This window comes from Halorubrum sp. Ib24, assembly GCF_002252745.1.
GTDB lineage: Archaea > Halobacteriota > Halobacteria > Halobacteriales > Haloferacaceae > Halorubrum.
Genome location: NZ_NHOX01000008.1, coordinates 36,646 through 57,742 on the forward strand (window position 1 = coordinate 36,646; position 21,097 = coordinate 57,742).

Annotated in this window: 19 protein-coding genes; 9 read left to right on the forward strand and 10 right to left on the reverse strand. The window is 69.4% G+C overall.

Features of this window, described 5'->3' with window-relative positions; genetic code table 11:
• Positions 1–5: 5 nt before the first annotated feature.
• From DJ82_RS01505 to DJ82_RS01515, 3 genes are all read right to left on the reverse strand, one after another.
• On the reverse strand, positions 6–1,166 hold the full coding sequence (locus DJ82_RS01505; RefSeq protein ID WP_094580894.1) for an acyl-CoA dehydrogenase family protein: 1,161 nt from the start codon (positions 1,164–1,166) through the stop codon (positions 6–8).
• Between the two features lie 128 nt (positions 1,167–1,294).
• On the reverse strand, positions 1,295–2,512 hold the full coding sequence (locus DJ82_RS01510) for a mandelate racemase/muconate lactonizing enzyme family protein (protein ID WP_094527321.1): 1,218 nt from the start codon (positions 2,510–2,512) through the stop codon (positions 1,295–1,297).
• 28 nt (positions 2,513–2,540) lie between these two features.
• Positions 2,541–3,650 carry a mandelate racemase/muconate lactonizing enzyme family protein gene (locus DJ82_RS01515; protein WP_094523799.1) on the reverse strand — a complete coding sequence of 370 codons (1,110 nt, stop codon included), beginning with the start codon at positions 3,648–3,650 and terminating at the stop codon, positions 2,541–2,543.
• A gap of 123 nt (positions 3,651–3,773) precedes the next feature.
• On the opposite strand from DJ82_RS01515, the gene DJ82_RS01520 reads away from it, so the two are divergent.
• The 8 genes from DJ82_RS01520 (at position 3,774) to DJ82_RS01555 (ending at position 11,328) form a co-directional block, all read left to right on the forward strand.
• Positions 3,774–5,126 carry a DUF362 domain-containing protein gene (locus DJ82_RS01520; protein ID WP_094580895.1) on the forward strand — a complete coding sequence of 451 codons (1,353 nt, stop codon included), beginning with the start codon at positions 3,774–3,776 and terminating at the stop codon, positions 5,124–5,126.
• A gap of 89 nt (positions 5,127–5,215) precedes the next feature.
• On the forward strand, positions 5,216–6,004 hold the full coding sequence (locus DJ82_RS01525; RefSeq protein WP_094523797.1) for an SDR family oxidoreductase: 789 nt from the start codon (positions 5,216–5,218) through the stop codon (positions 6,002–6,004).
• Positions 6,001–6,348 carry a cupin domain-containing protein gene (locus DJ82_RS01530; RefSeq protein ID WP_094523796.1) on the forward strand — a complete coding sequence of 116 codons (348 nt, stop codon included), beginning with the start codon at positions 6,001–6,003 and terminating at the stop codon, positions 6,346–6,348. The genes DJ82_RS01525 and DJ82_RS01530 overlap by 4 nt, the downstream gene beginning before the upstream one ends.
• Before the next feature lie 21 nt (positions 6,349–6,369).
• Entirely contained in the window at positions 6,370–7,191 is an 822-nt protein-coding gene (locus DJ82_RS01535; RefSeq protein WP_094580896.1) for a fumarylacetoacetate hydrolase family protein, read from the forward strand.
• Between the two features lie 152 nt (positions 7,192–7,343).
• Entirely contained in the window at positions 7,344–7,772 is a 429-nt protein-coding gene (locus DJ82_RS01540) for a universal stress protein (protein WP_094523794.1), read from the forward strand.
• A gap of 111 nt (positions 7,773–7,883) precedes the next feature.
• Positions 7,884–9,020: a TAXI family TRAP transporter solute-binding subunit gene (locus tag DJ82_RS01545; protein WP_094580897.1), complete on the forward strand. Its 1,137-nt coding sequence runs from the start codon at positions 7,884–7,886 to the stop codon at positions 9,018–9,020.
• A gap of 77 nt (positions 9,021–9,097) precedes the next feature.
• On the forward strand, positions 9,098–11,089 hold the full coding sequence (locus tag DJ82_RS01550) for a TRAP transporter fused permease subunit (RefSeq protein WP_094580898.1): 1,992 nt from the start codon (positions 9,098–9,100) through the stop codon (positions 11,087–11,089).
• The gene (locus DJ82_RS01555) at positions 11,086–11,328 is read left to right on the forward strand and encodes a hypothetical protein (RefSeq protein WP_094523791.1); all 243 of its coding nucleotides are present in this window, start codon (positions 11,086–11,088) and stop codon (positions 11,326–11,328) included. Before DJ82_RS01550 ends, DJ82_RS01555 begins: the two co-directional genes overlap by 4 nt.
• An 85-nt stretch (positions 11,329–11,413) precedes the next feature.
• On the opposite strand, the gene DJ82_RS01560 is transcribed toward DJ82_RS01555, so the two are convergent.
• Together DJ82_RS01560 and lhgO are read right to left on the reverse strand one after the other, a co-directional pair.
• Complete coding sequence (locus tag DJ82_RS01560) at positions 11,414–12,886, reverse strand: acetyl-CoA hydrolase/transferase C-terminal domain-containing protein (RefSeq protein WP_094580899.1); 1,473 nt, start codon at positions 12,884–12,886, stop codon at positions 11,414–11,416.
• Between the two features lie 209 nt (positions 12,887–13,095).
• Positions 13,096–14,304, reverse strand: a complete 1,209-nt coding sequence (lhgO, locus tag DJ82_RS01565) for an L-2-hydroxyglutarate oxidase (protein WP_094523789.1) — start codon at positions 14,302–14,304, stop codon at positions 13,096–13,098.
• A 150-nt stretch (positions 14,305–14,454) separates the two neighbouring features.
• Here lhgO and rdfA point away from each other — a divergent pair, with 150 nt between their 5' ends.
• A complete protein-coding gene (gene rdfA / locus DJ82_RS01570; protein ID WP_094580900.1) occupies positions 14,455–15,078 on the forward strand; it encodes a rod-determining factor RdfA in 624 nt (207 codons plus the stop codon).
• 38 nt (positions 15,079–15,116) lie between these two features.
• Here rdfA and DJ82_RS01575 read toward each other — a convergent pair whose 3' ends face one another.
• The 5 genes from DJ82_RS01575 to DJ82_RS01595 all read right to left on the reverse strand — a co-directional run bounded on the left by DJ82_RS01575 (position 15,117) and on the right by DJ82_RS01595 (position 21,057).
• The gene (locus DJ82_RS01575; RefSeq protein WP_094557470.1) at positions 15,117–16,424 is read right to left on the reverse strand and encodes an acetamidase/formamidase family protein; all 1,308 of its coding nucleotides are present in this window, start codon (positions 16,422–16,424) and stop codon (positions 15,117–15,119) included.
• A 401-nt stretch (positions 16,425–16,825) separates the two neighbouring features.
• Entirely contained in the window at positions 16,826–17,245 is a 420-nt protein-coding gene (locus DJ82_RS01580; RefSeq protein WP_241881368.1) for a CTP synthetase, read from the reverse strand.
• The gene (guaA, locus tag DJ82_RS01585) at positions 17,245–18,162 is read right to left on the reverse strand and encodes a glutamine-hydrolyzing GMP synthase (RefSeq protein WP_094580901.1); all 918 of its coding nucleotides are present in this window, start codon (positions 18,160–18,162) and stop codon (positions 17,245–17,247) included. The genes DJ82_RS01580 and guaA overlap by 1 nt, the downstream gene beginning before the upstream one ends.
• Complete coding sequence (locus DJ82_RS01590; protein WP_094523785.1) at positions 18,163–19,818, reverse strand: CTP synthase; 1,656 nt, start codon at positions 19,816–19,818, stop codon at positions 18,163–18,165.
• A 168-nt stretch (positions 19,819–19,986) separates the two neighbouring features.
• Positions 19,987–21,057 carry a PQQ-binding-like beta-propeller repeat protein gene (locus DJ82_RS01595; protein WP_094580902.1) on the reverse strand — a complete coding sequence of 357 codons (1,071 nt, stop codon included), beginning with the start codon at positions 21,055–21,057 and terminating at the stop codon, positions 19,987–19,989.
• Positions 21,058–21,097 lie beyond the last annotated feature (40 nt).

The window sequence follows — 21,097 nt, forward strand, 5'->3', positions numbered from 1 at the left end:
CCGGACTACTGGTACGCCTGTATCCCCGTGATGTCCTCGCCGAGGATCAGCGTGTGGATGTCGTGGGTGCCCTCGTAGGTGTAGACGGTCTCCATGTTCGCCATGTGACGCATCGGCGAGTAGTCGGCGGTGATCCCGTTGCCGCCGAGCATCTCGCGGGCGATCCGCGACTGGTCGCGCGCCATCCGGACGTTGTTGCGCTTGGCCATCGAGACGTGTTGCGGGCGCATCTCGCCCGCCTCCTTGAGGTCGGCGAGCCGGTGGGCGAGCAGCTGCGCGAGCGTGATCTGCGTCGCCATCTCCGCGAGCTTCTGCTGTTGCATCTGGAAGCCGCCGATCGGCTTCCCGAACTGCTCGCGGTCGGTGGCGTACCCCTTGGCGACCTCGAAGCAGTCCTGCGCGGCGCCGACCGCGCCCCACGCGATGCCGTAGCGGGCCTGCGTCAGGCACGACAGCGGCCCCTTCATCCCCTCGACGCCGGGGAGGCGGTTCTCGGCGGGGACGCGGACGTCCTGGAGGCTGATCTCGCCAGTGATCGACGCGCGCAGGCTGAGCTTCTCGTCGATCTTGTTGGTGGTGACGCCGTCGCGGTCGGCCTCGACGAGGAACCCGCGCACGGGGTTCCCGTCCTCGGTGCGGTCCTTCGCCCAGACGACGGCGACGTCCGAGATCGGGGAGTTCGTGATCCACGTCTTCGACCCGTTGAGCACGTACCCGTCACCGTCGGCCTCGGCGCGCGTCTCCATCGCGGAGGGGTTCGAGCCGTGCTCGGGCTCGGTGAGCCCGAAGCAGCCGACCGCCTCGCCGGTGCCGAGCTTCGGCAGCCACTCGTCTTTCTGCTCGTCGCTTCCGAAGGCGTGGATCGGGTACATCACCAGCGCGCCCTGCACGCTCGCCATCGAGCGGAGCCCGGAGTCGCACGCCTCCAGCTCGCGCATCAGCAGGCCGTACGCCGTCTCGCTGACGCCGGGGAGACCGTACCCCTCAAGATTCGGCGCGTAGAATCCCATCTCGCCCATCTTCGGGATGAGCTCTTCCGGGAACGTGCCGTCGATCCAGTGCTGGCCGATGTCGTCGACCTCGCCGTCGATCAACGACCGGGCGGAGTCGACGAGCATCCGCTCCTCCTCGGACAGAGTCGACTCCATGTCGAAGTAATCGAGCATACGATCGCTTGCGATCCCAAGGATAAATAAGTATACTCTTGGCCGGCGAGCGGCTGGGATCGCGGGTCGCTTCGCGTGTCGATTCGCGGGTCGGGGCGAGTCGAGAGCGCGCCTGCGACGGGCGCGGCTCAGAACCCGTCGGTCCCCTCGAGAAGGTGCGCCTCGACGACGTCCATATCGAGCTCGATCCCGAGCCCGGGGGCCTCCGGCACCGCGATTCGCCCGTCCTCGATCAGCGGCTCGTCGCGCGCCAGCAGGTCGTCCCACCAGTCGACCTCCAGGGCGTGGTACTCCAGCAGGTCGAAGTTCGGCGTGGCCGCGCCGAGGTGGACGCAGGCCATCGTCCCCACCGGGCTACAGACGTTGTGCGGGGACATCGGCATGTAGTTCTCCTCGGCGCGGTCGGCGATCCGCGTCGTCTCCGTGAGCCCGCCGACCGTCGCCGGGTCGGGGGTGACGACGTCGACGCCGTGCTCGTAGATCAGGTCCGACAGCTCGAAGACGCGGAACCGGTTCTCGCCGGTCGCGACCGGCGTCCGCGTCGCCTTCGTCACCTCCTTCTGGGCGTCCATGTTCTCCGGCGGGATCAGGTCCTCCAGCCACATCAGGTCGAACTCCTCTAACTCGTGGGCGAGCCGCTTCGCGCTCTCGACGGAGTAGTCCCAGTGGCAGTCGAACGCGAGGTCGACGTCGTAGCCGATCTCCTCGCGCACGGCCGCGACGATTTCCTTCTTCTCTCGGATCGCCGCGTTCGTCAGGCGCCCGTTGTACGGGTCGTTCTCGTTGTCGGCCGGCAGGTCGAGGTCGAACTTCAGCGCCGAAAAGCCCATGTCGGTGACGCGGGCGGCCTCGGCGGCGTACGCCTCCGGGGAGTACGCCTCGGCGTCGGCGTAGGCGGTCGCGCCGTCCTCGACCGCGTACGCCTCGCCGGCGTGGCAGTCGCAGTAGAGCCGGACCTCGTCGCGGTACTTCGAGCCGAGCAGCTGGTAGACGGGGAGGCCGAGGATCTTCCCGGCGGCGTCCAACAGCGCGATCTCGATGCCGGAGGCCGCGGTGACGACCTTCCCGGTCGTGCCGCCGTGGCCCGACATCTCTTGGAAGATGTACCGCACCAGGCGCTCGACGTCGAGGGGGTTCTCGCCGACGAGGAACCGGTTCGTGTACTCGACGAGCTCCGGGACGCCGCCGCCGCGGTACGCCTCGCCGATGCCGGTGACGCCGGCGTCGGTCTCCACTCTGATCAGGTTCCACTCGAAGTTCCCCTCGACGACGCAGGCGTCGAGGCCGGTGATCTGTACGTCTCGGTCCGGGTCGCGGGTGTCGATCTGGTCTGAGTAGTCTCGCATGTGTCTGGTTGAGTGATATTTGTCGGGGTCAGTCGTCTCTGAATCGCTCCAGCGCGTCCTCGTCGAGCGGCACGCCGTGGCCGGGGCGGTCGGGGAGGTCGATCATCCCGTCGTCGCCGGGCGTCACGGGGTCGGCGACGACGTCGTCGAACGCCTTCACGTCCATGTCGCGGTAGAAGTACTCCACCCAGAGGCCGTTCTCGATGGCCCCGAGCAGCGACGCGTGGATGTTCCAGTTGTAGTGGGGCGCGATGGGGATGTCGTACGCCGAGGCGTGGTTCGCGATCTTCAGCCACTCCGTGACCCCGCCGCAGACGGTGACGTCGGGCTGGAGGATCGTCGCCGCGCCCGTGTCGGCGAGGCGGGCGAAGTTGTGCCGCGTCCCCTCCAGTTCGCCTGTGGCGACGGGGTAGTCGATCCCGTCGTTCACCTCGGCCATCGTGTCGACGCGGTCGATCATCACGGGCTCCTCGATGAAGTACGGGTCGTACGGCTCGAACGCCCGGCAGTTGCGGAGCGCCTCGGTGCTGGAGCCCCAGACGCCGTTGGCGTCGAGCAGGAGGGTACGCTCGTCGCCGATCTCGTCGCGCACCGCGGCGACGCGCTCGGCCTCCTCGTCGGCCGACAGGCGCCCGACCTTCATCTTCACGACGTCGTGGCCCTCGTCGAGGTAGCGCCGCATCTCGTCACGGAGCGCCTCGTGGCCCTTGTCGTCGCGGTAGTAGCCGCCGCTGGCGTACGACGGGACCGACTCCGAGTGCCCGCCGAGCAGCTTGTGGAGGGGCATGTCGGCCGCCTTCGCCTTCGCGTCCCAGAGCGCGATGTCGACCGTGGAGATGGCGCGCAAGAAGAGACCGGTCCGACCGATCTGGACGTTCCCCTCGTACATCTCGTGCCACAGGCGCTCGGTGTCGCGGGGGTCCTCGCCGACGAGGATCGGTTCGAGCAACGACTCGACCGCGTCGGCGATGAGGCCGGCCCCCTCGTACCCCAGCGAGTAGCCGACCCCCTCGTGACCGGTGTCCGTTCGCACGTACGTGATCGCGTGGTCCCGGTAGGTGAGCGTCCGGTTGGAGAAGGAGACGGGCGACTCCAGCGGCAGCTTGATCGGGAACGACTCGACTTCGGTTATCTGCATACGTGCAGCGGCGTCACACGGGTACAAGTAGACCCCCGTATCGGCAACACTCTCAGGCGCGGTGCCGACCGCAGCCGCGCCGACCACCCGCAGTTTTTGTATCGTCGCCACGAGGGGGCCCACATGGAGTTCCCCGACCGATCCGACGTCGACGGGCTCATCGACCCGCAGCCGCTCCCGGGGTTCGCGCGGGTGCGGTACGAGCCGGAGACCGAACGCCTCGACGACCCCGTCGGGGCGGCGCGCGAGGCGCTCGGCTCGCTCGACCTCGACGGCCTCCCCGCGGGCGCGACCGTGGCCGTCGGGGTCGGCAGCCGCGGGATCGACCGGATCGACGAGGTCGCGGCGGCGGTCGTCGACGAGGTCGCCGAGCGCGGGTTCGACCCCGTGGTCGTCCCCGCGATGGGCAGCCACGGCGGCGCGACCCCCGAGGGGCAGCGCGAGGTGCTGGAGGCGCTCGGGATCACGGAGGAGACGGTCGGCGCCCCGATCGACGCGCGGATGGCCGCCGAAGCGCTGGCGACGGCGCCCGTTGGCGACGTCGACATGCCGGTGTACTTCTCGGAGGCGGCGCTCGCGGCCGACGCCGCCCTCGTCGTGAACCGCGTGAAGGCCCACACCAACTTCACCGGGCCGATCGAGAGCGGGCTCGCGAAGATGACCGTCGTCGGGCTCGGCAAGCAGCGCGGCGCCAAGTCGTTCCACTCGACGGCGATCGCCGAGGGGTACGTCGAGACGCTGACCGCCGCGCTCGACGTTATCGAGCGCGAGACGCCGCTGATCGGCGGGATCGCGCTCGTCGAGAACTTCGAGGAGGAGGTCTGGCACCTAGAGGCCGTCCCCGCGGGGTCATTCCTCGACCGCGAACCGGAGCTGTTGGAGCGCGCGTACGAGGAGATGCCGACGCTCCCGATCGACGACGTCGACCTCCTCGTCATCGACGAGATCGGCAAGGAGATATCCGGCGCCGGGATGGACACGAACGTCATCGGGCGCTACCGCGTCCTCAACGCGCCCGACCCCGAGACCCCCGACATCGACCTCATCTACGTGCGGGGGCTGACCGAGGCGACGAAGGGGAACGGCAACGGGATCGGCCTCGCCGACCTCACCCGGCGGGCCGCGGTCGACCAGCTCGACCTGAAGAAGACGTACGCGAACGCGCTCACGAGCGGGTCGCTCTCGAAGTCGAAGCTCCCCGTGGTGGCGCCCGACGACGAGTTCGCGCTCCGGACCGCGCTGGCGGCGCTCGGGGGGTACGACCCCGAGACCGTCCGGATCGTCTGGGTCCAGAACACGCAGGACCTCGGGGAGCTCCTGGTCTCCGACGCCGCCGTCGACGACCTCCCGGAGGCGGCGACGGTGGTCGGCCGCGAGACGGTGGGGTTCGACGACGGGACGGCGGGGTTCGAGGACGCGGCGGGTGAGGTCGACGCCGAACCGGCGACCGAGCCGTCGGGCGGTCCGGACGCATAGCGCCCCGACCGCGGTCGCCTCGTCCGACGGATTCCCGTCCCCTTGCCTGTAGGGAAACGTTTTCACGCCGCACTCGGGATGGGTGAGGCATGGACCTACAGATCGACGGGAACGCGGCCCTCGTCACGGCGTCGTCCAGCGGACTCGGCAAGGCATCGGCGAAGGCGTTGGCCCGCGAGGGCGTCGACGTCGTCATCAACGGCCGCGACGAGGAGCGGCTGGCGGCCGCGAAAGAGGAGGTCGAGGCGGTCGCGACCGGCGAGGTCGTCGCGCAGTCCGCCGACCTGACCGACGCCGACGAGGTCGCGGCGCTCGTGGAGACGACCGTCGACGAGTTCGGCACGATCGACCACCTGGTGACGAGCGCGGGCGGCCCGCCCTCGGGCGCATTCCTCGACACCGACGACGAGGACTGGCAGCACGCCTACGACCTGCTCGTGATGAGCGTCGTCCGGCTGGCGCGGGAGTCGTACCCGCACCTCAAGGAGGGCGACGGCGGCACGATCGTCAACATCACCTCCCGGAGCGTGAAGGAGGCAATCGACAGCCTCGTGCTGTCGAACGCCGTCCGGATGAGCGTCATCGGGTTGGAGAAGACGCTCTCGAAGGAGTTCGCGCCGGAGGTGCGCGCGAACGCCGTCCTGCCCGGCCCCCACGAGACGAGCCGCATCCGCGACCTCGTCGAGGCCGCCGTCGAGCGCGGCGACTACGACTCCTACGAGGAGGGGCTCGACGACTGGGCCGGGAACCCGCTGGAACGCATCGGCGACCCGATGGAGCTCGGCAACACCGTCGCGTTCCTCTCGTCGCCGAAGTCCGGCTACGTCAACGGCACCGCGCTCCCGATCGACGGCGGCTCGACCGGAGCGAACTTATGAACCCGGTCCCGTTCGACGAGGCGGAGACGTACGAGCCCGAGGAGGGCTGGCGGCGCGTGGCGATGGCGGGCAGCGATCAGTTCTCCTTCGAGTGGTTCGAGAAGCCGCCGGGCCACAGCTCGCCGATGCACGACCACGAGAACGAGCAGGTGTGCCTCTGTCTGGAGGGCGAGCTCACGGTCGCGACCGAGGACGACTCGGTCACGCTCCAGAAGAACGACTCCGTCCTGCTGGAGTCCAACGAGGCCCACCGGGTCGAGAACACCGGAGACGAGCGCGCCGTCGGCCTCGACGTGTTCGCGCCCGGGCGCTCGTTCGACTTCTGGACGGACCGCGAGGAGTGAGATGAACGGAGCGACCCCCCGATGAAGTACCTCGCACGCACGGCGACCGGCGACCCCCTGCTCGGCGGCGACGAGGGGTACGTCCCTCTCGGCGCCGTCGAACCGGATCTGGAGAGCGTCCGCGACGCGCTCCCCCGGGCGGCCGCGGGGACGCTCGCGGACGTCGCCGACGCGACCGCCGACCCCGTCCCGGCGGCGGACGTGACGTTCGGCGCCCCCCTGGCGTCGTTCGGGAAACTGTGGGGGATCGGGCTGAACTACGAGGAGCACGCCGGCGACCTCGACGAGGAGCGCCCGACGGAGCCGGCGAGCTTCATGAAGCCGTCGTCGGTCCTGACGGGGCCCGGCGGTCCGATCCGGCTGCCGCCGGAGTCGCAGAGCGAGCGGGTGACCGCCGAGGCGGAGCTGGCCGTCGTCATGGGCCGAACGTGCCGGAACGTCGACGAGGGCGACGTCGACGACGTGATCGCGGGGTTCCTGCCCGTGATCGACATGACCGCCGAGGACGTGCTCCAGCGGAACCCGCGCTTCCTCACGCGGGCGAAGAGCTACGACACGTTCCTCGTGCCCGGCGCCGCGCTCGCGGTGCTGGAGGAGCCGCTCGACCTGGAGCCGCTCTCGGTGCGGACCGAGGTCAACGGCGAGGTGCGGGCGGAAAACGAGATCCGGAACATGCTGTTCCCGCCGGCGGAGATCGTCTCGTTCCACTCCGACGTGATGACGTTAGAGCCGGGCGACCTGTTCAGCACGGGGACGCCCGGCGCGGCGCCCATCGACCCCGGCGACGAGGTGCGGGCGGTCGTCGAGTCGATCGGCGCGGTCGACGCGCCGGTGACGCGGTAGGCGGTCGGCGCGGTAGGCGGTCGGCGCGGTAGGCGGTCGGCGCGGTAGGCGGTCGGCGCGGTAGGCGGTCGGCGCGTCGACCGGGGGGCGGCGTCCGCCGACCGCGCCGCCGGCAGCCATCTTTATTACCCGCTGTTCGGTTAGGTGTCCGTATGTACCGCGTACTGCTCCCCGTCGGGGGGGACGTCGAGCACGTACTGGCCGCGGCTGACGCCGTCGCGTCGCTGCCGAACGCCGCCGACGAGGTCGAGGCGGTGATACTCAACGTCTACGAGGGGTTCGAAGTCAGCGGCGAGGCCGGCCGCGTCGACTCCGAGGACGTGTGGGACGAGGAGAACTACCCCGAGAGCGTCGACGCCGTCGAGGACCGGCTGGCGGCGGCCGGCGTCGAGACGGCCAGGCGGCGCGAGCACGGCGACCCCGCCGACACGATCGTCGAGGTCGCCGCGGAGCTCGACGTCGACAACGTCACGATGAGCGGGCGGCGACGGAGCCCGACCGGCAAGATGTTGTTCGGGAGCACGACGCAGTCGGTGTTGCTCGCGGCCGACCGTCCGGTGACGGTGATCCTCGAGGACTAAGTCGGCGGCCGCGACGTGTTCGACAGGGTTCACGACGTGGAGTATTCTCTCCGTTTAAACTGAAATAAACAGGTACATTGTTATTGATCGACCGAATGTACACGGTTGAGCATGGCAGATAACTCAGTCAATCGGCGCAAGTTCCTGTACGGCACGGGCGCGGTAGGTATCACCGGACTCGCGGGTTGTGCCGGCGGCGACGGCTCCGACGGCTCCGACGGCTCCGACGGCTCCGACGGCTCCGACGGCTCCGACGGTTCTGACGGCTCCGACGGGTCGGACGGCTCCGATGGCGACGACAGCGCGGAGCTCTCGCTCCGAGTCGGGACGTCCGCCGGCGGGACGCAGGACGTCGGGCTCGCCGTCGAGCGCGCGGTGAGCCAGGAGAGCGACACGCTCGACTACTCGACCATCGAGAGCCCCGGCTACATCGGGACCATCTATCGGATGGCACAGAACCAGTTCAACGCCGGCATCACCGACAACAACTCGCTCAACAAGGCGCTCGACGACCGCGGCCGGTTCGCCGAGCAGTCGGTGTCCCGAATCCCCCAGTACGGGTTCGCCGCGTTCCCGTACAGCATCTACATCGTCGCCCGCGACGGCACGGGCATCGAGACGTTCGACGACCTCGCCGGCGCGAACGTCTACCCCGCCGAGCCGGGGTACTCGACGCGCGCGACGACCCTCGACGTCTGGTCGCAGGACCCGACCGCGGACGTCTACGACCAGATGAACATCCAGGACATGGGCGTCGGTGACGCGCCCGGCGCGATGGAGGAGGGCACCATCGACGCGTCCATCGCGTACGGCTCGCCGGGCGTTCGGTACACCGGCTTCGTTCAGGAGATGGCCTCCCGGGTCGACCTCCACTACGTCGAACCGACGGACGCGCTCATCGAGTCCGCGGAGTCGTACTCCGGCGCCGGCACGACCCGGACGTCCTACAGCGACTGGGAGATCGCGGGCACGGACATCGGCACCGACGAGGTGTTCACCTGGGACCTCGAGGTCAACTACACGTTCAACCCCGAGGCCAATCCCGACGCCGTCTACGAGCTGTGCCGCGTCGTCGACGAACACAACGACGTCGTCAACGACGGCGAAGCGCAGTTCAACGACTTCGGCGGCACCGCGGACATGCTCGCCTACGCGCAGGAGCGCATCCCGGTCCACGCCGGTGCCGTCCAGTACTACAAGGACAACGACGCCTGGGACGACAGCCTCCAAGAGGGCGACACGGCGTAACCCCTCCCGAGGCGTAGCTCCGACTGGCGAACCGGGATCCAACTAATATTTTACTACAAACAAACGCATACCCAAACATGGCTACACAATCCGAACGGCAGACCGGTCCCGCGGGGTGGCTACGAGGCCTCGACATCGGCGTCACGCTCACGGCCGTCCTGTTCTGGGCGGTCGTCCTCTGGTGGGCGTCCACCCAGCAGTGGTCGCCGGTCAAGTACGCCGTGCTGTTCGTCGGCGGCATCATGACGGTGTACGCGCTCAACGAGACCCGCGAATCGATCGAAGAAGGCAGCCGGATAGACGCCTTGGTGTTGCTACCGGCGGCCGGCGTGCTCATCACGGCGTCGTTCTACTTCTTCCTGAACTTCGAGATGGTGTATCTCCTGCGTCAGGGGTTCGCCAGCGAACACGAGTACATGCTCGCGCGACTCATCATCATCTCGCTGCTGTACCTCACGTGGCGCGAGTTCGGGAACCTCTTCCTCGGGCTCGTTATCAGCGTGATGCTGTACGCGATGTTCGGCGACGCCGTTCCGGGCGTCCTCGGACACGCCGGGATGAACCAGCTGACGCTCCTCCAGGCGACGGTCACGGACCTGTACGGGTTCTACGGCTCGCTGACGCAGCTGACCGCGTCCTGGATCGCGCCGTTCCTCCTGTACGCCGGGCTGTTGTTCGCGTACGGCGCGTTCGACCTGATCCTCCGACTCGCCATCGTCGCGGCCGGCCGCATCCGCTCGGGCGTGGCCCAGACGGCCGCGCTCTCCTCGGCGGTCATCGGCTCTATCAACGGCTCGTACACGGCGAACGCCGCCATGACGGGGTCGTTCACGATCCCGACGATGAAAGAGAGCGGGATGTCCGGCCACCGCGCGGCCGGCATCGAGGCCGTCGCCTCGACTGCAGGACAGGTGCTCCCGCCGGTCATGGGCGCCTCCGCGTTCGTGATGGCGTCGTACCTCGGCGTGGCGTACCTCAACATCGTCGTCGCGGGGCTGGTCCCCGCGGCGATCCTGGTCACGTCGATCGCCATCGCGGTCCACTACACCGCGATCAGCGACTCCAGCGACCAAGACATGGAATTCTCGGAGTTCTTCGACGAGACGCTATCGCGCAACGAGAAGATCGCCGAGGCGCTGCGGTTCGGCATCCCGTTCGGCGTCCTGATCTACTACCTCGGCTTCGCCCAGTACACGGTGATGACGTCGGCGATGTACACCGTGTTCGCGATGATGCTCACGGGCGTTCTGATGCCGCCGCTCCAGCGGCTCGTCGACAGCTCGGATGTCTCGCCGGTCTCGGAGTTCGTCACGCAGATCAAGAACACGATTCACGGCTTCCGGCGAGGGGCCATCATCCTCGCGCCCATCGCCATCATCCTCGTGGTCATCAGCGGCGTCGTGAACCTGTTCTCGACGACCGGCGTTCCCGCGAAGATCGCGCTGCTGATGATCAACCTCTCCGGCGGGGTCCTGCTGTTCGCGGTGCTGCTCGGGATGGCCGTCGCCATCGTGATGGGCGTCGGGATGCCGACGGTGGCCGCCTACGTCATCGTGGCTATCCTCATCGTCCCGACGTTCGTCTCCGAGTTCGGCGTCGCGGAGATCACCGCTCACTACACGATGTTCTACGCGGCCATCTTAGCGGGCATCACGCCGCCGGTGGCGACGGCGGCCGTCGTCGCGGCGGGCATCGCGGAGGCGAACTTCTGGCGGACCTGCGGGGCGGCGCTGAAGATCGCCGCGCCGCTGTTCGTCCTCCCCGTCGCGTTCGTCTACAACCCCGCCCTGATCTCGATGTCGCCGGGCGTCAACACGCTCTTGACCGGCCTCCTCGTCGTGATGGGCGCCATCTCCATCATCTACGGGCTGAACTACCCGTTCGAGATGTCCGTCGGGCGCGTAGTCCTCACCCGGGGCGCGCTCGCGGTGCTCGGCGTCCTCGTCATGACGTACCCGATGATGCTCGCGAAGGTCGCGGGCATCGCCGTCTTCGTCGCCGTCTTCGTCGCGGAGAAGGTGATGGTCCGCGGTCTCAAGAGCCCGTTCACCAGGGAGGTGAAACAATGAGCCCGAGCAGAGAGGCCCCCGAAGACCAAGTCGACACGTCCGATGTGGGCGGCCTCGCGGAAGTCGTTCCGGATCCGCTGATGCCGGTCTGGCGGCGCATCGAGCTGATTCAGGAGTTCCGGAGAACCCACGGCGACACCTACGTCACGGGCTTAGAGATACTGACGGCGATCGCGCTGGCGGTCGGCTACGGCTGGTGGGTGTTACTTTACTTCACCGGCGGCGGCGTCAGCCTGTAGCCGCCGTCCGACCGGTCGACCGTTCGCCGCTCGCTCGCGGCGCTTCTCGCTGCGGGCTCGCCCGTAGAAACGGGCGAGGCCGCGCTCACTCGAACCACTCCGCGGCGCGCTCGACGTCCTGCGGGATGTGATACTCCCGCTCGCAGACGTCGTCGAGGTACGAGCGCAGCCCGGGCGCGAACTCGGGGTGCGCGCAGCGGTCGACGATCAGCTCCGCGCGCTCGACCGGCGAGAGCCCGCGCACGTCGGCGACGCCCTGCTCGGTGACGAAGACGTCGACGTCGTGTTCCGTGTGGTCGACGTGGAAGGTCTGCGGGACGACCCGCGAGACCGCGCCGTCGTTCAGCGCGGAGGGGAGCGCACACACCGTGATCAGCGAGTTCCGGTTGAAGTCGGCCGAGCCGCCGACGCCGTTTATCATGCGTTCGCCGCGGACGTGCGTGGAGTTAACGTTGCCGTAGAGGTCGAACTCGATGGCGCTGTTCACGCCGATCACGCCGAACTGGTCGATGAGCCCCGGGTGGTTGGAGACGTCGGCCGGCCGGAGCACCACGTCCTCGGCGTAGCGCTCGACGTCCTCGAAGAGCCGCGCCTGCCCCTCGTCGGTGAGCGCGAGCGACGTGGCGCTCGCGGCCGCCAGCCCGCCTTCGTCGAGCATGTCGAAGAGCCCGTCCTGGATGAGCTCGCCGAAGTAGACGACCTCGCGGTCGCCGAAGTCGAGCGCCTGGAGCTCGCCCATCAGGGCGTTGCCGAGCGATCCGACGCCGAACTGGAGGTGGACCGCGTCGTCGAAGACGGGGGAGCGATCCAGCTCCTCGCGGAGGAACGAACCGAGGTTGGCGGCGATCGCGAGGTCGTCGTCCGTCGGGTCCCGGAAGGTGTACGTCGAGTCGGGAATCTCCGTCTCGACGACGCCCGCGAGGTTCTCGGGGTCGAAGCCGACGTGTGCGGTGCCGATTCGCTCGCCGGGGTCGGAGAGGGGGATCGGTCCGCGGTCCGGCGGCGCGTCGGGGCGGTAGACGTCGTGGAGCGCCTGCAGTTCGAGCGGCTGGTGGCGGTTCAGCTCGACGTACAGCTCGTCGGCGGCCTCGACGAAGGCGGGCACCTGCCCGAGCGACGTGGAGGGGACGAACCAGTCCTCGCCGACCGCGACCGCCTCGACGACGGCGACGTCGGGGTCGACGAGCCCGCCGTACTGGACCTCGTCGCCGATCGAGGAGGCGTTACGGTCGCTGAAAGCGATCTCGCGGGCGTCGGTCTTCTCGCGGGCGACCCGCGACGACTGGTAGGAGAACCGGCGCTCGACCTGCCCGGAGCCGACGAGGTCGACGTCGATCTCGTCGCCGACCTTCCCGCTGGCGACCAGCGTGAGCGACAGGTCGCGGGGCGACGACGCCAGCGCGAGCGGGATCGCCTTCGGGTAGCCGACGCTGCCGAAGCCGCTCGTGAGCACCGTCGCGTCGGCGTCGACCGCGGCGGCCGCCGCCTCGGCGTCGACGGTCGGCACGTCGCCGTGGAGCCGGCGCTCGATCGGCCGCCGGTCGGGACCGCGGCTCATCGGTCCCCTCGGTCCGGACGGGTGGAGCGCTCGCGAGTGGCGTGGCGCTCGCGAGGAGCGGTGCGACCGTCGACGGCGGCCCGGGCGGGGCCGCCGCGAGTCGGGATGGGCGTGTGTGGTGTCATGGGTCCGACGCGGGGCGTGCGGTGGGGAGCCCGGGCTCCGGCGCCGCCCCGTGAGTGCCGGTCGCAACGTCGGCCGGCCGGGACTTAAACGGTCACCTTCGCCGCGAGCCGCTCCGCGATGTGCTCGCCGAACGGCAGCGAGGAGGTCAGTCCGGGGGAGACGGCGTTGAGGACGTGGACGGCGTCCTCGCGCTCGACGAACAGCGGCTCTTTCACCAGCTCGCCGTCGGCGCTCACGAGCTGCGCGCGGATCCCGGCGTAGCTCTTCCGGAGGTCCTCGGCGCGCACGTCGGGGACGAGCTTCTGAGAGGCCGCCGCGAACTTCTCCTTCCGGTACGACTTGTTCAGCTCCGCCCACGCGACCGAGAGCATCAGCGGCGAGGCGAGCAGCCGCCGGAAGCCGCCGTAGGTGAGCGTCTCCAGCAGTTCGCGGGGGTCGACGTCGGTGTTGTCGTACGCCTCGCGGCCGAACGCGAGGACCGCGTTCGGGCCGACGATCACCTTCCCGTCCGTGCGGCGGGTGTAGTGGACGCCGAGGAAAGGGAGCTCGGGGTTCGGCGTCGGGTAGATCATCGTCTCGCAGAGCTCGGCGCGCTCGGGCCGCACCTCGTAGTACTCGCCGCGGAACGGGACCACTTGGTACTCCTCGCCGACGCCGACCTGGTGGGCCAGCGTGTCGGCGTGGAGCCCGGCGGCGTTGACGAGGGAGGAGACCTCGAAACGGCCGTTGCTCGTGTCGAGCCGGTACCCCTCGGCCGCCTCCTCGATCCGCGAGACCTCGTAGCCCGTATAAATGGTAACCCCGAGGTCACGGGCCTCGCGGGCGAGCGCGTAGACGTACTGCTCGGAGTCGACGGAGGCGGCCTCCGGGGCGTGGAACGCGGCCTGGCCCTCCGCGTGCGGCTCGTGCTCGCGGATCGCCTCGCGGGAGTCGAGCAGCTCGTAGGCGACGCCGTTGGCCTCGGCCCGCTCGGCGAGGTCGTCGAGCCGCGCCTCCTCCTCGTCGTCCGTCGCGACGACGAGGACGCCCAGCTCCTCGCAGGGGACGTCGTGCTCCTCGCAGTACGCCTTCATCCGGGCGGTGCCCTCGGTGGCGAACCGCGCCTTCTTCGAGCCCGGCGGGTAGTTGAACCCGGGATGGAGCACGCCGGAGTTCCGACCGCTCTGGTGGGCGGCGAGGTGGTGTTCCTTCTCTAGGACGGCGACGTCGAGGTCGGTTCGCTCGGCGAGGTGTTTGGCGACCGACAGGCCGACGCAGCCGCCGCCGACGATGGCGACGTCGTGGCGCATCATTGCGTGTCCGACGGATCCGGGAGCGGTGGCATATAGGTGCCGTTCGGCGCGGGCCGGCGGGGGGTCGCGGCGCCGTCTTCGAGCGGTCCCGCCGCCGCCCCTCGGGGCCACGGTAACGCCTATATCGCTGCCCGACTGTGGTACCAACGAATGACCGATACGAGCGGCGGGCGCCGGAACAAGGTGGCGCGCCTCGTCGACGAGTACGACTTAGACGGCGTCGGCGACGAGCTGGAAGCGCGGTGGACGGCGACCGGCGACGACCACACGAGCCTGCGCGACCTCGCGTACGAGTTCAACCGCGCGCTCGTCGAGTCGCGGCTCGACGAGACCGGGGTGCGCCTGTCGGCGCGGGAGCTGGACGCGGTGGTGCGCTCGCTGACGAGCGACGACGTCGCCGCCGCCGACCGGACGCAGCTCCGCCGGCGGCTCGAACGCGACGGGGTCGACGTCGACGCCCTCGACTGCGACGTGGTCACGTACCAAGCCGTCCGGAGCTACCTCCAAGACCACCGCGGCGCGGAGTACGAGCCCGACGACGGCGACCGCGCGACGACCGCGGCCCGGGCCATCGGGAAGCTCCGCGGTCGGCTGGTCTCGGTCGCGGAGTCGAAGCTCCGGGGACTCCGGAAGACCCCGGCGCTCACGCTCGGGGAGTTCCGGGTGCTGGTGGACGTGAGCGTGCTCTGTACGGACTGCGGCTCGCGGTACGGCGTCGCCGACCTGCTCTCGTCGGGGGGCTGTGACTGCGAGGCGACGGAACCGGAGGAGTAGGCCGACGGGGAAGACGGACGCGTAGCCCGACGGCGGCGTTACAGGTCGTACTGGTCGCGGACCGCCCCGTCGAGGCCGCGGTCTTCGAGGACGGCGAGCGGCGCCAGCATGTCAAGCTGGACGACGCCCGGGAGCCGCCCGACCTGGACGCCCCCGGTGAACGTGCAGCGCCCGCGGACCTCGCCCTCGCTCATGTCCAGGAGCTTCGTCGCGCGGTCGAAGGCGTTCTGCGTGGCGTCGTTGACGGTGGCGCCGGAGCCGACGACCTGAATCGGCGCCATCTCCGTCTCCGTCTCGACGCCGTGCTCGGCGCCGAGCTCGCGGCCCGCCTCGCGCTCGGCGTCGGTGTACGGCGCGCTGATGAACGGGAGGTCCTCCTCGTTCGGGAGCAGCACGGGGCCGTCGAGTTCGAGCCCCTCGATCACCTCCACGTCCATGGTGACGGTGCCGCTCACGTCGGTGGTGTGGAGGGAGAGCTCGCCGTCCCCCTGGTTCGCGTGGAGGTCGCCGACGTAGATCCCGGCGCCGTCGACGTCGACGGGGCAGATCAGCGTGGCGCCCGGCCGGACCTCCGGGATGTCCATGTGGCCGTCGGTGCGCTTCTCGAGGTCCGCCTCGGTCTCGACGCCGTAGTCGTGGTCGGCGCCGATGAGGCTCTGCCCGAAGTCGCCCGCGTTGTGCGAGTCGGGCATCGTCACCGACGGCGTCGTCCCGATGTTGCCGATAAACGGCCGGAGGCGACCGAGCGTGCCGGGCATGCCGTCCGGCTCGTACAGCAGGATCGGGTGTTGCCGGGAGTTCTCGGGGATGTCCATCACCTCGTCGGCGTCGAGCGCGAGCTCGTGGGCCCCCTCCTCGTCGAGCGTGACGCCGACCGCGTTCTCGTGGTCGAACGCGACGGTGTAGCCGTACTCGAAGCCGAACGACGAGGCGTTGGCGCCGCACTCGGCGCAACGGATCGCGTCTTCGCCGGTCCCCTCGACGTAGGAGTCGGGCCACGTCGTCCCGCACTCCGGACAGCGGTGGTCGACGAACGGGTCGTCGCGGAACGCCTCCTCGCGTTCGGCCATCGACCCCGTGCTCGTCGCCAGGCTCGTCACCTCCACGTCGCGGATGCGGATCGCGACGGCGTCGCCCACCTCGGCGCCCTCGACGCGGATCGGTCGCGTCACCTCGTGACCGCCCCGGAACGAGGGGGTGACCATCGGCCCCCAACAGCCCGGCGGCGTGTACGTCGTCACCGTGCCGCCGTCGGCGACGGTGCCGGCCCACTCTTGATCGGGACCCACCAGCCCGAGCGTGTACTGGTCGACGTACAGCTCCTCTTCGATCTCTTGCTGTGACATAACACACCATAGTACGGTGCACACCGAAATAATGCTACTGCTCGCGGAACCGCGGCGGCGGTCGCGCAGAGAGAGGATGTTTCAAAACAAATAGTAAATGAGATACCAGTCATTTCGAGGTACAAAACGTCGACGAGCCGGGAACTGAACGCAGATCTGGGACTTACCGTCCGCTAAACGCCGTTTAAATGGATTTCAGAGGGCTATTCTCGGTGAGTTCGACGGTGACCGGCGTGAGTCGGAGACACGAGCGTACGCGGGCAAAAACCCGCAGAAACGGCGTTCTCGCCGGACCGGCGACGACGACTGAAATTTCGATGTCGAACAACAGTCCGATTCGAAGAATACTCGCGTTTCTTATAAATGTCGGCTTCGGGGCCGGGGTCGGCGTGGTGACCCGACTACGCCGCGCGGTCGGCGGCGCCGTCGACCAGCTCCTCGGCGACGGTCGCGGCGTCCATCAGGGCCGGGTCGATCGCGAGGTCGGCGACGCCCGCGACGAACTCCGGCAGGGACCGCTCGGCGTACGTCACGGCGAGGACGCCCGGGTGCAGCTCCTTAGCGATCGGGATCCCGGTCGCCTCCTCGACGTCGGTGAGGACGAAGTAGGCGGCGTCGGCGATGCCGGCGTCGGTGAGCGCGTCGGCGGTGACGAGCCCGTCGATCCGGCGGATTTCGACGCCGAGCGCGGCCAGCTCCTCGCCGAGGCCGTGCTCGTCGGGGCCGGCGACGACGGCGAGCGCGCCGCCGTCAGGGCCCGTCTCGCCGGCGCGGTCGCCCTCGGCCCGACCGCCGTCGGGGCGAGCGGATTCGCCCGCCATCACTCGTACTCGATCGTCGCGGGCGGCTTGTGAGTCACGTCGTAGACGACGCGGGCGACGCTCTCGTTCTCGCCGGTGATCCGGCTCTGGATCCGCTGGAGCGTGCTCCAGTCGAGCTCCTGCGCGCGGGCGGTCATCCCGTCGCGGCTCTCGAACGAGCGCACGGCGACGACCCAGCCGTGGACGCGGTTGTCGCCTTTCACCCCGGTCGCCTTCCCGAGGACCGCGGCGAACGCCTGCCACGGGTCGTACTCCTCCAGCTCCTCCTCGACGACGTGCGTCGCCTCGCGGGCGACCGCGGCCTTCTCCGGGGTCACCTCGCCGACGATGCGGACGGCGAGCCCGGGGCCGGGGAACGGCATGCGCTCGGAGATGATCTCCTCCAAGCCGAGTTCGCGGGCGACCTCGCGGACCTCGTCTTTGTACAGGTCGCGGACCGGTTCGACTATGCGCTCGAAGTCGACGACCTCGGGGAGCCCGCCGACGTTGTGGTGCGACTTGATGTTCCCCTCGGACTCGATGCGGTCGGGGTAGATCGTCCCCTGCACGAGGTAGTCGGCGTCGGCGTCGCGGGCGACGCCCTCGAACTCGTCGATGAACCCCTCGCCGATGACGTGGCGCTTCTCCTCGGGGTCGGTGACGCCCGCCAGCCGCTCGAAGAAGCGGTCCTGCGCCTCGATCACCCGCAGCGACTCCATGAACGAGAACGTGTCGCGGATCTCCGCCGTCTCGCCCTTCCGCATCAGCCCCGTGTCGACGTAGACGGGGGTGAGCTGGTCGCCGACCGCCTCGTACGCGAGCGTCGCCGCGACCGAGGAGTCGACCCCGCCGGAGAGGGCGATCACGGCGTTCGCGTCGCCGATCGCCTCCCGGATCTCGGTTATCGCCTCGTCGATGAATGCCTCCGTCTCGACCATCTATAGCCTCACGTCCGCGTTCCGCTCGGTTGTGTCCGTCGATCCCAGCGCCGCCTCCACGAGGGCGACGAACGGCGGGCTCGCGCGGTCCGGCCGCGACCGGAACTCGGGGTGCGCCTGCGTCCCGAAGAAGAACGGGTGGTCCGGGCGCTCTAAGATCTCCATCCGGTTGTCGGCGCGCCCGGAGAAGGTCAGCCCGTCGGCCTCCAGCTCCTCGATGTACTCGGGGTTCACCTCGTAGCGGTGGCGGTGACGCTCCGTGCAGGAGTCGGCGTCGTACACCCGCGCCGCGAGCGTGCCGGGCTCGATGGCGGTCTCGTGGGCCCCGAGCCGCATCGTCCCGCCCATGTCCTCCGTCTCGTACTGTTCCGGCAGCAGGTCGATGACCGGATAGGGCGTGTCCGGGTCGATCTCGGCGGAGTGCGCGCCCTCCAGCCCGAGCACGTGGCGCGCGTGCTCGACGACCGCCATCTGGAAGCCCAGGCAGAGCCCGAGGAAGGGGACGTCGTTCTCGCGGGCGTACCGCACGGCCTCGATCTTCCCGTCCGTGCCGCGGGAGCCGAACCCGCCGGGGACGACGACCGCGTCGGCGGACGCGAGCCGCTCCTCGTGGCGCTCGGTGGTCTCGTCGGCGTCGACCCAGAGCACGTTCACCTCGGTCCCGGTCTGGATCCCGGCGTGTTTCAGCGCCTCGTGGATCGACATGTACGCGTCTTCGAGGGCGTACTTGCCGACGAGGGCGACGTCGAGCTCCTCGTCGCGGTCGCGGGTGACCAGCTCGCGCCACTCCGTCGAGCGCTCCGCCTTCGGGAGCGCCTCCTCGGCGAGGCCGAGCCGCTCCATCACGTGCTCGTCTAACCCCTCGTCTTCCACCATCAGCGGGACGTGGTAGATGTCCTCGACGTCCGGGTTCGAGAAGACGGCGTCCGTGGGCACGTCGCAGAACAGGGCGATCTTCTCTTTCGTCTCCCGGTCCAGCCGGTCCTCGGAGCGGCCGACCAGGATGTCGGGCTGGAGCCCGATCGAGCGCAGCTCCTTCACCGAGTGCTGGGTCGGCTTCGTCTTCTGTTCGCCGTTCTTCGAGTAGGGGACGAGCGTGACGTGGGTGAAGAGGATGTCCTCGTCGTCCTCCTCGTGGGCGAACTGCCGGAGCGCCTCGAGGAAGGGCATCGACTCGATGTCGCCGACCGTGCCGCCGATCTCGACGAGACAGACGTCGGACCCCTCGGCGGCCTCGCGGATGCGCCGCTTGATGTCGTCGGTGACGTGCGGGATGATCTGGACGGTCTTGCCGAGGTAGTCGCCGGCGCGCTCGCGCTCGATGACGTGCTGGTACGTCTTCCCCGTGGTGACGTTGTGGTCGAACGTCATGTCGGTGCCGAGGAAGCGCTCGTAGTTGCCCAGGTCGAGGTCGACCTCGCCGCCGTCCTTGAGCACGTACACCTCGCCGTGCTCGTAGGGGTTCATCGTCCCGGCGTCGACGTTGAGATAGGGGTCCACCTTCACCGCGGTGACGTCGAAGCCCGCGTTCGCGAGGAGCCGCCCGGTGCTGGCGGCGGTGATCCCCTTCCCCAGCCCGGACATGACGCCGCCGGTGACGAACACGAACTTCCGACCCAGCGACGGGTCGTACCCTGTGTCGGGATCCGTTGGCATATCGACCGTCCGTCAGGGGCCGGCAAAACCGTTTCGGACCCTCCGTTTCAAGTGGACGTTCGTGACGTTACGCGGCGCACCGACGGTCGCCGTCGGAAGTCGGCGGCGAGTCCCAGACGGGTCGCCGTCGGAAGTCGACCGTGGAGCCGAGGCGGGGCGCCGACCGCGCTACTCCGGCGCGGCGAGCTTGTAGCACATCCCGGCCTCGTCGGAGTCCTCCGGGGCGCGCTCGGCGTAGTAGACCGCGTCGTCGGTGACGAGCGGTGCGCTGGTGACGTCGCCCTTCCCCTCGACGGCCCACGTCACCGAGCCGTCCGCGCGGTCGAGCGCGTAGAGGTGCGCGTCGTAGGAGCCGGCGAGCACGTGTTCGTTCGTCGCGGTCACGCTGCCCGTCGCCCAGCCGTTCACCGGGGTGGACCACTCCTCCTCGCCGGTCGCGAGGTCGATCGCGTACACGTTGCCGTCGTGGCTCCCCACGTAGACCGTCCCGTCGTGAACCGCGGGCGCGCACATGACCATGTCGTCGGTCTCGAACTCCCAGAGCCCCGTGCCGTCGGCGACGTCGACGGCGGTGACCGTCTCCGCCCACGACGGGACCACCGCGATCCGGCGACTGACCGCGATCGGCGCCTTGACGTCGCCGCCGGTGTCGTAGGTCCAGGCGCGCTCGCGGTCGGAGACCGACCACGCGTAGACGTGACCGTCGTTCGAGCCGAAGAGGAAGCGGTCGCGCTCCAAGTCGACGGCGACCGTCGAGTGCGGGTGGTCTGTCGGCCGGTCGTCGCGCCACTCCACGTCGCCGGTCTCGGCGTCCATGACGACGACCGTCCCGCTCGGCGTCGCGTACTCGACGGCGACGTACAGCCGCCCCTCGTGGTAGGTCGGGCTGGCGGCGGCCGCGTCGCCGACGTCGGTCTGCCACAGGATCTCGCCGTCCGCGACCGACACCGCGGAGACGACGCCGTCGTAGGTCCCCACGTACGCCGTGCCGTCCGCGATCGCGGGAGTGCCGTGGCTCCCGCGGGCGTCGTCGGAGATCGAGGTCGACCAGTTCGGCTCCCCGTCGGTCGCGATCGACTGGACGCGGCCCGTGTCGTCGGCGACGAGGACGTGCCGAGGGCGCCCGCATCGGGCTTCCCTTCGAGCGGTGTGGTCGCCGGCGGTTCGCCGGCACGCCCACGCTCCTTCCACGGTCTCCGGAACCGTCGCGTCGATGTGGCCGTGGTTCCGGAGCCCCATGTGAACTGCGAGGCGAGTCCGTCGGGCGACTGCGCCGGTC